General features: G+C 46.1%; 2 protein-coding genes. Both read right to left on the bottom strand.

Annotation, left to right across the window (positions count from 1 at the left end):
* Positions 1-37 precede the first annotated feature (37 nt).
* Positions 38-11986, bottom strand: a complete 11949-nt coding sequence (bamA, locus tag ACWJJ4_RS14895; protein WP_454021766.1) for a bacillomycin D hybrid PKS/NRPS BamA — start codon at positions 11984-11986, stop codon at positions 38-40.
* 19 nt (positions 11987-12005) lie between these two features.
* On the bottom strand, positions 12006-13208 hold the full coding sequence (gene bamD, locus ACWJJ4_RS14890; RefSeq protein WP_014305096.1) for a bacillomycin D biosynthesis malonyl-CoA transacylase BamD: 1203 nt from the start codon (positions 13206-13208) through the stop codon (positions 12006-12008).
* Between the last annotated feature and the right edge of the window lie 388 nt (positions 13209-13596).

The following is a 13596-nucleotide window of genomic DNA, read 5'->3' as shown; positions in this document are numbered from 1 at the left end:
CCTCATTTTATATAATTTAAAGAAATGATGCTTTTCCCTAAAAGTTCAATTGAATAGAATCAAGCGCGTTCTCTTCTTCCTCATTGCTGCCGCTCAATCCGATATGTTCGATTAGAATGCTTGGCTGTTCCAAAATCGCCGATAGGATGTGTAAGTAGTCGTTTGATAAAACCTCGATTCTGCTTTTCTTAAACAGTTTTTTCGAATATTCAAACAGTCCGTGATAGTTGTCTTGGTCCGCCTGAATCGACAAGGTCAAATCGAATTTCGCAACCGGATGATGAAATGGATACGGCTTGAGTTGAAGAGAATCGAAAGTCAATTCGGCATGATCGAGATTTTGCAGCACAAACATCGTATCGAATAAAGGATTGCGGCTTGAATCTTTTGGAAGATGCAGATGCTGAATTAATTCTTCCAACGGATAGTCTTGATTTTTATAGGCGTCCAGCATGTTTTCTTTTACTTCGTTTAAGTAGGCATCAAATGTTTTACGGCCCGCCGGGTGATTGCGAATGACTAACGTATTGACGAACATTCCCACGACCGGCTCTACATCCAAATGAGTCCGCCCGGCAGATGGCGTTCCTACGATAATATCTTCTTGTCCGCTGTACTTGGATAAAAGAATCGTATAGGCTGCCAATAAAATCATATACAGTGTTGCTCCTGTGTCTTCTTCCATTTGGCTTAAACGCTGTTTCAAGTGTTCTGGTATAAGAAATTCAAATGATTCGCCTTCGTAATCGCGTATGGCAGGTCTCTCATAATCCGCAGGCATATCCAGTACAGGAATATCACCGTGAAACTGATCCAGCCAATACGCTTCCTGGCTCTTGATGTTCCGTTTCTGAATGTCCGATTGCTGCCAAACTGCAAAGTCTTTATATTGAATAGAGAGCGGGTCCGGTTCGTTCCCCTCGTAGATTCGGCTTAAATCTTTCATCAGAATATTGACGGACACGCCGTCAGAAATGATATGATGCATATCAACCACAAGCACGTGCCGCGCAGGTTCAATTTCAATCAGTCCGGCCCGCATCAGCGGCGGTTTGGCTAAGTCAAACGCTTTGATGAAATCAAGCACACGGTCTTCCGCTTCTTCTTCGCTTGCTTGAATCCGTTCTATCGTAAAGTCGACGTTCTGATGAATACGCTGTGCCGGCTCGCCTTCATATAAATCAAAGCTGGTCCGCAACGCTTCATGACGCGCGATTAATTTTCGGAAAGCGGCGTTTAACCGTTCGGGATCGATCGTCCCTTCCACATTCATGGCACCCGTCATATTGTAAGTCAGCTCGCCGCCTTCTGTGTGACTTAACAAATACATCCGCCTCTGAGCTGAAGAAACCGGATAATATGGCATTTCCTTTGCAGCCGGAATCGGTACATATCGATTTTTGTCCATGTGTAACGCCTTGTCAGCCAATTGTTCAATGGTAGGAAACTTGAATATGTCTTTGAGAGACAGATTCACATCCAGCTCTTTGTGAATTCTGGCGGCTAAGGCAGCCGCTCGAATGGAGTTGCCTCCGAGATCAAAGAAATTATGTTTGATCCCCGCTTGGCTTATTCCGAGCACTTCCTTCCATAAATCTGTCAGTTTGGATTCCGTCTCATTACCCGGCGGAACATATTCAGCTGTCAGCTGCAGACTCGCTTCTGGTGCTGGCAGTGCCTTACGGTTTATTTTCCCGTTGGACGTTAACGGCATATGCTCCAGATGGACAAAATAGGACGGAACCATGTAGTCCGGAAGCTCCGATGACAATTGTTCCCTAAGCTGCGCAGCCGCTATAGGCTTGTCGCTTACGTAATACGCGCATAATTGTTTTAAGCCGTCTTCTTCTTCTTTCACCGTAACCGCGGCTTTTTGCACCGCTTCCGCGTTATGCATTGCTGCTTCAATTTCACCAAGCTCGATTCGGTATCCCCTGATTTTGACTTGTTCATCAACGCGCCCGATATATACAAGATTTCCGTCCTTCAACCGCTTAGCCAAATCCCCTGATTTGTACATCTTCGCTCCCGGGACATACGGGTTTTCAACAAATTTCTCTGCCGTTAAATCCGGACGGTTCCAATACCCTCTGGCAACACCCGGTCCGCTGATATATATTTCGCCGATTACCCCGATCGGAACCAGGTTTCTGCTTGCATCGGCCACATAAATATCCGTGTTAGCAGCCGGAGTGCCGATCGGTACAAATTCCCGCTTGTCCCGTTCTGCGTCGAAGTGATAAATCATACATCCGACGACAGCTTCCGTCGGTCCGTATTCATTGAAAATGTCCAGCCGGCCTTTAAACTGCTCGCTGACACTTTTGGCCAGACGGGTGCTTAAATTTTCTCCGCCGACAATCATTTTCCGTATTGCCGTGCCGCCAGCGATATTCATCTCCTTGATGACGTGCAGATGTGCCGGGGTCAATTTGATCATGTCTATTCTTGAGTCCCGCATAATCTCAGAAAGCACAGCGCTTTTGTCTTCGCCGTCAAAGACAATGATGGTATTTCCCGTAACCAGCGGTGTAAATATCGAGGTCACAGTCAGATCGAAAGAGATGGAAGAGTATAATGGGAAGTTGGTTTTCTCACCTCTTACATAAACCTCTTTCGCCCACCAAATATAATCAGCCAGTCCCTGATGCTCAATGAGTACACCTTTTGGATTTCCCGTGGAACCTGACGTATAGATCATGTAGGCCAAATCATGCGCATCGCTGTCCGATTCAAGATTCGAGTGATCCTCATGGTATGAGTTTTCCTCATCCAAAAGCACAACGTCACCATCATACGGTAATTGATCCAGCAGGCTGCGCTGTGTCAACACAACCTCCGCCCTTGAATCTCTCAGCATATATTGGATCCGATCTTCCGGATATTCAGGATCAATGGGCACGTATGCGCCGCCGGCTTTCAGAACAGCCAAAATTCCGACAATCAGTTCGATCCGATGCGGGCAGATGATGGCAACGAATTGATCCGCTTGTACGCCTTTTGTCCGTAACGTCCGCGCCAATCGGTTCGCCCGTTCATTGAGCTGTCTGTACGTATACCGCTCATTGCCAAAAATAACGGCTTCATGATCGGGACTCTGTTCTGCTTGCATTTCAAACCATCGGGTTACTGTTTCGTTATGCGGATACGGCGTCTTTGTGCCATTACACTCCGTCAGCAGTTGATGCCGTTCGGTTTCAGACAGCATAGGAACGGAAGACAATGTCATCTCCGGCTGCTCAACAAGACTGTTTAAAATGGCGGTATAGTGTTTGGTGATCTGTTCAATGGTGTCTTTTGTGAATCGTCCCGGTTTATAATCAAAATGCATCTCTATCTGTTGACCGGCATCTTCGATTGTGAGCATCAAATCATACAAAGAGACCCCTGGATTTCGTTCTTTCACTTTAAATGTACATTCATTGTGCCGGATTTCATGAAATTCAATGTTTTGAAACACAAACATCGTGTTAAACAGAGACTTTCCGGTTGTTTCCCGCTGCACATTTAATTTCTCCACAAGCCGGTCGAATGGATAGTCTTGGTTTTCGAAAGCGTCAAGCGTCTGCCGCTTTACTTCTTCCAGATAATCCGTAAACGTTCTATTGGCGTGCGGCTTCGTCCGGATTCCAATGGTTTGTATGAAAATACCGATGATCTTTTCGATATCCGGATGATTTCTTCCTGAAGCAGGCGTGCCAACGACAATGTCTTCTTGTCCCGTATATTTATGAAGCAGCACATTATAGGCGGCCAGAAGCACCGTATAGAGAGTGGTTTCCGCCTTTTTCGCCAAATCTTGAAGCGAACGGATGACATCCGGCTGTAAGGAGCATGTCACACGCTGTCCCTCAGAAGACCGTTCTGCCGCTTTTGAACCGTCTGTCGGCAGGTCAAGGGTGGGAATTTCGTCTTGAAATTGTTCCAGCCAATATGTCTCCTGCCGCTTCATGGCATCCTCATTCAGCCGTTGGTTTTGCCATTCTGCGAAATCTTTATATTCAAATTCAATGTCCGGTAATGGTTTCTGATGATATAAAGCCAGCAATTCATTTGTAAGGATGTTGACGGAATAACCGTCCGAAATGATATGATGCATATCGATGAGCAGTTCGGCCTGCTCGTTTTCAATCTTGATCAGCTCCGCACGAACTAACGGAGCTTGGTCCAGGCGGAACGGTTTTACAAACCGGTCTGAATAGGCATCAAATTCGTCCCGGCTCATTGTCCGGACATGAACGTTAAAATCAACTTCGTTTTCAAGTTTCTGAACGATATCGCCATCTATAATGTCGAAATACGTGCGAAACGCTTCGTGCCGCTGCATCACTTGTTGAAGAGATGAGATCAGGGCTTGCTCATCGTACTTCCCTGTTATTGATATTTGGCCGAACATATTTTGCGCCAGCTGATCCGGTTCCAGTTGGTGCAGGAAATATACTCTTTGCTGCGCCGGCGATGTCGGGTAATAGGCTTTTTTCTCGGCAGCCTTCATCGGGAGGTGCACGACTTTTGTTTCGTTCTGAATGAAATGTGCTAATTCTTTAACAGTCTGGTGATTGAAAAATTGTCCGATGGAAACCTTTTGATGAAATGTCTTCTGAACTTTGGAAAGCATAAGCGTCGCCTGGAGCGAGTTTCCTCCCAGAGCCAGGAAGCGATCTGATCTGCCGACCCGTTCAAGGCCGAAAAGTTCCTCCCAAATCCGCGCCAGCTGCCGCTCCGTTTCATTTACCGGCGCCTCGTAGGCTTCAGTGAAATTTGCTGTATTGCTTCCTATTGAAGAGACCCGCTTCTGGTGTTCGGCATAAAGTGCTTGTAAATCATGCTGTTCTTCATCGGAAAACATCATCATGGCGTCAAGAGGGATTGAATCTCCCTCAACCATTTTTTGCAGCAATTTTGTAAAACCCGCTCCCCACTTTTTCATGATTTCCGGACTGATGACGTTCGTATTAAAGTCGAAATCAAGAACATATTCTTGATGCGCGTCTGTTATGTTAAGAAATAAATCGTACAGGGTGCATTTTACCGGGTATGCAACGGGCTCCGCTTCCGCCTTTCCGAAATGCAGCTTTCGAAAAGGCCTGTCTAAATTAAAGATAATACGCATATCCGGCACTTGATCGTGCGGAAGCTCTCTGGCCACCAGTGTCATCGGGACGGCTTGGTGCCGCATTGCAAGATTCACGCTTTCTTTCATACTGCCAAGATAACCGGATAAAGTGCTTTCTGAAGAAGACGTGTTCTTCACCGGAATCATATTGACGCAATTTCCAATCAGATCATGCTGTTTCATATGCGATTGACCTGCTGCGGGGACCCCGATCACAAGGCCTGACTGTTTGGTAAGCCGGTGCAGAAAAAGATGAAATGCACCCAGCATCGTCACAAATACGCTATTTTTCATCTGAATGCTTAATGACCTTAAAGCCTCGCTCAATGGCCGTCCAAGCCTGACGGTACACCGGTCTCCCTCATACCCCTTCGGATAACAGACAGAAGCTGCGCTCGGCAGAATTGGCTGCTGTATCGGTTCAGAGAAATGACGCCGCCAATACCGGACCCCTTCTTCATAATGGCCGCTGTCAATCTGTGCCTGCTGCCAGTCTAAGTATTGCCGAAACGAAACATCTGCCTCTTTCGGTGAAATTGGTTTTCCTTGTACGATTGCCGCGTAGTTGCTCTCCAGTTCTTGAACAAAAACGGCGATTGACCATCCATCGGCAATGATATGATGGAACGTGAGCACAATCAGATGTTCATTGTGAGCCGCAGTAAGCACATGGATTCTAAACAAAGGCTTTTGTTCATGGAAATGAAACGGCCGCTTGGCATCTTCTGTCAGCCATTTTTGAATTTCCGACTCCCGATGTTCATGCCGGTGACCGGTAAAATCAATGACTGGTATTTCTATATTCATCCGTTCCTGCACTTGCTGTACCTCGTCATCGGGATGAATCACTGTACGTAAAGCTTCATGACGGTCAACGATATGCCGGACGGCTTGTTTTAATGGCGTATGCTGCAGTTCGCCCTCCACTTTCAGCATAATGGACTGGTTTAAAGCGGCGGAAGCTTCATTCCCGTAATGGGATGCCATAACCAATTGTTTTTGTTCATCTGAAAGCTCGTACGCCCCTGATTTGTTATGTCCGCCGTCATCAGGGGAATCCGGGCCTTCCGGAATAAATCCGCCTCGGCGAAGATCCTTCACCGTGTCTTTAACAGCTTGAATGATGTGTTCAATATCATCCGCGGTATGCGCCGTGGATAGGAAGCAGTTGCGTCCTTCCCACACATAGATCCCTTTATAATTGAGATGGTAAAAGAACAAGTCGTTATCAAGCGATGAGACAAACCGGAATAAAGAACCGAATTGAACCATGCGGATAGGCACTTGCGATTGTTCAAAGAAGCGATTCAGCCGATCAACCAGGGAGGCTGTTTTTTGATTCAGCTGTTCATACAGGTGTTCTCCCTCGGTTTGTAAATGGCGAAGCACGGCTAACGACATTCTCATGGTAAGCGGGTGAGTATTGAAGGTGCCGGCCACAAACGTGCGTTTCGCCTCATCTTGCGGATAGGAATCGTCCCCATACTGCCAGGTTCCCCCGTCGATCGCATTCATGAATTCAGCTTTTCCGGCAACAATCCCTAACGGCTGTCCGCCGCCGATGATTTTTCCGTAGGTCACTAAATCAGCCTGAATACCGAACCATTCCTGGGCGCCGCCGAGACCGATCCGAAATCCGGTAATAATTTCATCGATAATCAAAGCTGTTCCGGATTGCTGCGTGATCGCCCGCAATTCTTTCAAAAATGCCCGTGGCTGCAAATCCGGCCTGCGGCTTTGTACAGGTTCCACCAGTACGGCTGCCAATTCATCACCGAGACTGCGAATCACATCAAGCGAATCGGGATTGTTGTAATGTAAAATAATCAAATCATCCATATAGCTCTGCAGTATACCCGGAGCCAGCGGATTCGCAGACGAGGCTCCGCCTTTAGTGCCGGCAACCCCTAATACGCCGTCAAACGTACCGTGATAAGACCCCGAGAAGGCCACAACTTTCTTTCTTCCTGTTGCCGCCCGCGCCAAACGCAGGGCAACCATGACGGCCTCTGTTCCGGAATTATAGAAAGCGACCCTTTCCACCCCAGTACATGTGCGGATCCGGTCGGCAACTTCACCGGCGACATCTGACATCGGTCCGAGCGGAGGCAATGATGAACGGGCTGAATCATCGATAACCTGTGTAATAAAGGAAGGATGATGCCCGAAAAGGTTAACCCCGAATCCCATGGTGATATCGATATATTCATTTCCGTCAATATCCCACATTTTAGAACCGTCAGAACGTTCGGCGATAATCGGGTATACGATTTCCTTCCAATACGAACGGAAGCTGGACAAGTTGCGATTGTTTGCATGAGCAAATCGGGTGTTGTCCGTATATTGTTTGGAACCTTTCGTTTTATCTGCGTATTTCTTGATGAAATCTTCTAAGTATTGTTTTTGCCGTGCGGTATAGTGTCCCTGATCATGCAGGTTCTGAGGCTGGAAAGGAACATAGGGTTTCGCTTCTTGAGCCGCTTTCTTTTCTGCAGTGACGGCCGGAGGCCCTTGCTTGACAGAAGGAATTGATTTCTCCTGCGCTTTAGCGTATTCTTTCTCATCGGAATGATGTCCGCTGTTTCTCAACAAATTAAAGCTATTTAATTGAGCTTGCAAGGTATCCTGAATTAATTGATTCTGAGAAGCGATTATTTTTTCGAGCATATGCTCTTGATGACCTTCTCTGCGATCCGATTCAGACTGTGCTTCTGAAATGACCTGTATTTCCTGCGCCGGAACATTCTCTTGAGGCGGAGCGGATGCAAAGGACGATGGAACGGTCTCAGCCAAGTAATCTATGACACTTTGAAGGTTGTTCATCGTATCAAAAAAACGATCCATCGGGATGTCTGCCCCAAATTCGTCCGCGATGGCTTTTTTGACCTGTGACAGCATGATGGAATCCATCCCGAGCCCGATAAAATGAGCATTCAGATCGAGTTCCTCTGCTCTGATCCCCGAAGCATTGCTGATTACAGTTTTCAGGAAGGATTCAATGTGCGCCTTCGATTGATTGATATTCAATGCCGCTTCTCCTCTCTTTTCGTCCTCGTTTAAGCGCAATTGGTCAGCTTCAGCCCAGCATCGGCTCCGTTCAAACGGATACAGGGGCAATGGCGTCTTTTGTACAGTTTCACCGGAATAAAGCGCGCGCCAATCGATAACGGCTCCTTGCACAAATAATTCGGCGGCGCGATGCAACCATGTGATCCGTTCATCTTGCGTACGTGAACGCTGCTTAATCAGTGCGGCTGCTTGTTGATTCAGCTCTTCTTTATGAGCGGGCAGCATTTCCTTCATATTCTTGTAGCCGATGTATACACCGGGAAGGTTTCTGTCTCCCTGAATCAGGCGGGTCAGCTTATCCGATAGTTCTTGTTTACCGGATACAATCATGGCAATGCCATGATCCAAATGAGCCCTGCCCGTACTGGCTGTATAGCAAATGGACTTTAATGAAGCTTGGCTGTCATCCGATACATATTGCCGATACTGCTGTGCGAGTTCATAGAGTGATTTTTCAGTATGAGCGGATAAAACAAATAGGTGCGGCCCATGTTCATCCTCGGGCGCATACTCACTTTGAGAAATATATTCTTCCAATACCACATGAGCATTCGTTCCGCTAAAGCCAAATGAGCTGACTCCGCCTCGCAGCGGCTCATCACCGGATGTGAACGCTGCAGCTTCCTGGTTTACGTAAAATGGTGAAGAGTGAAAATGAATGAGCGGATTAGGTTCATTAAAGTGCACTAACGGCGGATTTTTCTTGTGATTCAGCATGAGGACAGATTTGATCAGCCCGACGATGCCTGCCGCTTCAAACAAATGACCGATGTTCGATTTAACAGAACCAATCGCACAAAATTGTTTTTTTGCCGTATACTTTTCAAACGCTTTACAAAGCCCGTTAAATTCAACCGGATCGCCGAGCTTCGTTCCGGTGCCATGCGCTTCGATGAAAGACAGTGTTTCAGGGGCAATGCCCGCGTCTTTCCAGGCCGTCTCAATGACCTCAGTCTGAGCTGCCGGATTCGGTGCTGTAATCCCGGCGGTTGTTCCGTCTTGATTCAGCGCGCTTCCCTTGATTACGCCGTAAATATGGTCTCCGTCGCGAACAGCATCCTGCAGAGGTTTCAGCAGGACTGCGGCCGCGCCTTCACCTGTGCCAGTACCGTCCGAATCTTTGCTGAACGTTTTCGTGTACCCGTCCGAAGATTCCATATCAAGTCCGATACAGATCGGCAAGAGCGATGTCCGGATACCGCCGGCAAGAGCCATTTCACAATCGCCGGATATTAAAGATTTACATGCCATATGAACGGCGGCAAGCGATGAGGAGCACGCCGTATCGACTGTGACCGCCGGCCCTTTTAAATTTAAGAAATAAGCGATTCGGCTGGCTAACACGGAAGGGAGATTGCCCACGATATATTGATGAAGCTCCTCCGGATAATTCGCAGAAAGGAGACGTTCATAATCGTAGCCCACCTTCGAGTACCCTGCATATACCCCGACACGGCTCCCGTTCATGCTGCCGCCGGCATAGCCCGCATCTTCAATCGCATGCCATGCAGACTGCAAAAACAGTCTTTGGTTAGGGTCCATAAACTGAGCCGTTTTAGGAGCTAAACCGAAGAACGAGTAATCAAAGCGGTCGATTTCATCTAAATAGCCGCCCTTCACAAACTGATTCTCATTGATTTCGCTTTGGATGGACTTTAAATAATCCGCCGCATCTTTCAGCCGGGATGCAGGGTATTCTCGAATGCTGTGCTCACCTTTTTCAAGCAGATTCCAAAAATCATTTTTAGTTGATGCTCCAGGGACATTGAGCGACATCCCGATAATGGCGATATCTTTCGGCGTCACATGGCTTGGTTTCGCTGCCGCGTCCTGCTTGATTTCAGCCCGGCTTTCAGACAGATATGCCGCTAAATCAGTGATAGAAGGATACGTAAAGAGATCTGAAACAGCAAGCTCGCGTCCGAATTTCTGTTCTATGCGCTCGGCAATCTGCGATAACTGTAATGAATTTGCTCCCATATCAAAATAACTGTCAGCGAGGTGAACCTTTTTCCCATTGAGCACATCGGAAAAGATAGACAGTAATTCCGTTTCAATTTCATGAATGGGAGTCTGTCCGGATGTTTCCGGGCTGCTCTCCAAACATTCATTGATAGCGGCAGACTCTGTTGAAAAATTCCCTGCCTCATACTGTCTGGCAAGTTCGTAGCGTTTAACCTTTCCGCTGGTTGTTTTAGGGAGTTTTCGGATCGGAAGGACTTCTTTTATGCTCCAGCCGCCCCGCTTGAGCAAATGCTTTTTTATCTCTTTGACAAGCGGTGCGAATTTTTCAGGTGATTTTTTGTAAACAACAAAGAGCACGATTTCTCCGCTTTGTGTCTTTTGATCATATACACCGCAGGCGGCAACTCTTCCTAAGTCAACCTCTTCCATTTCAATCGCGACCCGTTCAATATCGTGCGGGTAGATATTTTTTCCGTTCACGAAAATAATGTCCTTTTCTCTTCCGGTTACGACTAAGTTACCACTTTCACTAATGAATCCGAGGTCCCCCGTTTTTACCCAGCCGTCAGAAGTCAGCGCTTTTTCCGTACTCTCGGGGTTGTTATAATACCCTTGTGTCACATTGTCTCCTTTGATCTGGATATGGCCGATGATTCCGTCTTCTACTCTTTCATTTGCTTCATCGGAGATCCGAAGCTGACAATAGTCAATAGGTCGTCCCACTTCGACGAATGAAGCGCAATTTTGATCCTCTTTGCTGACGTTTACAGCTCTTTCACCGAGATTTAAATAGTCACGATGCAAATAAACGGGAACGAATTCTTTACCTAATTTAGAGAATGCTGCGCCGACCGAAGCTTCCGCTAAACCGTAAACATTCAAAATGGCGGATCTTTTCAGATTGAATACTGCGCATCTTTTCAAAAATTCGTCACATAGCTCCGGCAATATCGGTTCTGCACCGTTTGCGATGACCTTGATGTGGGATAAATCCCAGTCTGGTTCGTTTTTCAGAAATTTAAGGAAGTAGTTGTACCCGAAATTAGGAGAGGATAGAATACTGGCTTTATGTTCATGAGCTTTTTTCATCCAAAGAATAGGTCTGCGAATAAATAATTCTGTAGGCATTAGATTTTGATTGATTCCGGTTATGAAGGGAACAAGGTGGCAGGCGATGAGCCCCATATCATGCGTTAAAGGCATCCACGATAAGAAAGAGTCTTTCGAATGAACGGCTAGGGCATTCCCAATGGCGCACGTGTTATGTATTAAGTTGTGATGCGTTAACATGACTCCTTTTGGATCTCCTGTCGATCCTGAAGAAAATTGGATAAAGGCGAGTTCATCCGCATCAGGTTCATAAAACGAAGCGGGGTAATCGTAGGTTTGATCTTGAATGATGTCAGATTTTTCGTTTAATTGATGATGGAAATCCTGTAAATCGTGTTCTGCAGCATATTTCTTTATTTTGTCCAATACTTTTTCAGAGGCAATCAGAAACGGATGATTTAATATATTCCAAATGCGCCAGACCTTCAGCTTATGGTCATCATCTTCTCCGATACTGACCGGCACCGGGATCATTCCTCCTAATATACAAGCCCAAAAAGCAACGACAAATGATTTGTTTTCTTGGATTTGAAATACGATTTCCTGCTTCGGCTGAATGCCGATATGCTGTAAATAGCCAAGATACCCTTGCGCCTCTTCAAACAATTGGCGATAAGAGACAACCGTCTCGTTTTTATCGGATTCGATAAAACGGATCCCGCGGTCAGAGATATTGCTTCTTTCCCGAATGACATCTACTAAGGTTTGGAATTGACTGGTATACATAGGTCCCCTCCTGGGCGCTTTATTTTAAAATCCGCAATTCTTCCCAATCCGGAAGCTGTTTAGCCTCGCAAATTAATTTGCATAAATGGATCGAATGTTCGAGCTCTTGTTCTGAGAGCTCATTTTCATGTCTTTCCATTCTCTCTTTCAGCTCTTGGATTTGCGTAAATAATGCCGTCGTCATATTGGAATAAGCCGCTGAATCCTTGTTGTAATTTCGCGCAATGACGGATTGAATCATCAATTTATTCAGTTGTTTTTTGCGTAAACGGACAATATGTTTCTTTCTTTCTGCTGAATTGGAAAGCAAGTGAACATCAGATGTCTGTCCTAAGGGATAAGGTACAATGTGATTCGTTGTTTTTCTCAGCAGACCGGCTAAGACATTGTTCGGACCCATTTCGATGACTTCCGTCACTCCGTGTAAAAGCAAGTAATGCATCGATTCCGTCCATCTTACCGGCATCGTCATGTGCTGCTCGAGATGTTCGCTGATCGAATTTCCGCTGCTGTAAGGGCGTGCAGTGACATTTGAAATGATCGGCCATGCGGCATCCCGGAAGGAATACCGGTGTAATACAGTCTGGAATTGTTCAGATGCTGATCGTATCAGCGAACTGTGAAAAGGCGCACTGACATTCAAATAAGTGTATGCCGCTCCCTTTTCCTCCGCCATCTTGATGACACGTTCCACAGCTTGCCGGTGTCCGGAAATCACATGCTGCTGTTCTGAATTCATGCAGGCTACTCCTGCCGGAAAGTCTTCCGTCGACACTTTCGAACATATTTCCTGCAACGTTTGAAGAGAGAGGTGAGTCACGGCGGCCATCGTCCCCTGCTGCTGAGGATCCGCATTTTGCATAAGAATTCCCCGCTGCCTTACAAGTGTAACGGCATCCTGAAAAGAAAGGGCGCCGGCACAGACAAGCGCTGAATATTCACCTAAGCTATGGCCTGCCAGGAAGCGGGGCTTCACCCCTATTTCCTGCATATACACTTGAAAAGCAATAACACTGACCGTTAAAATAGCGGGCTGCGCGTTCATTGTCTTTGTCAATTCATTCATATCTCCGTTAAAACACAGTTTTTTTACATCCAAGGAGATCGCATCGCTCGCTTCTTCAAACAATCTCTTTGCGAGCACAAAATCATTCCAAAATTGTTTGCCCATTCCTACAAATTGAGACCCTTGTCCAGGAAATAAAAAGGCAAGATTGTTCATGAGATTCCTCCGATCATATTGAACAGAAATACAATATCCTACAAATTATCCCTTTATCTAACATCCTAGCATGATTATAACAAATGTGTATAGAATACTTTCGGAGGAGTTATTGTTCGATTTTACAAACGAATTAGATATATTTATTCATAAAATAAAACATGGGGTTTCACCGAAAATCAGTCTTAAAGAGAGATGATGAAAAGCCGGAGTGGAGCCTGTTACCGGCTCTTCATCACTTAGGTCGCGCTCTTCATGTTTCATATGTTTTAGGGCTATTGGCATTATTGTGTCAGAAATTACATATTTTATGTTTATTGTAAAAATTCATTTGTATATCTGTGAAGGATTGTAAACTGATGGCGCTTGATTATAAATGCGGCGCAGA

The sequence above is a fragment of the Bacillus sp. JK62 genome, from assembly GCF_053663455.1.
The sequence above is the reverse complement of the archived record's forward strand: the minus strand, read 5'-3'. Positions and strand labels throughout refer to the sequence as shown.

Excerpts from the sequence above, each read along its gene's own strand:
- bamA (WP_454021766.1), bottom strand. The coding sequence starts at position 11,986 with ATGTATACCAGTCAATTCCAAACCTTAGTAGATGTCATTCGGGAAAGA.
- bamD (WP_014305096.1), bottom strand. The coding sequence starts at position 13,208 with ATGAACAATCTTGCCTTTTTATTTCCTGGACAAGGGTCTCAATTTGTA.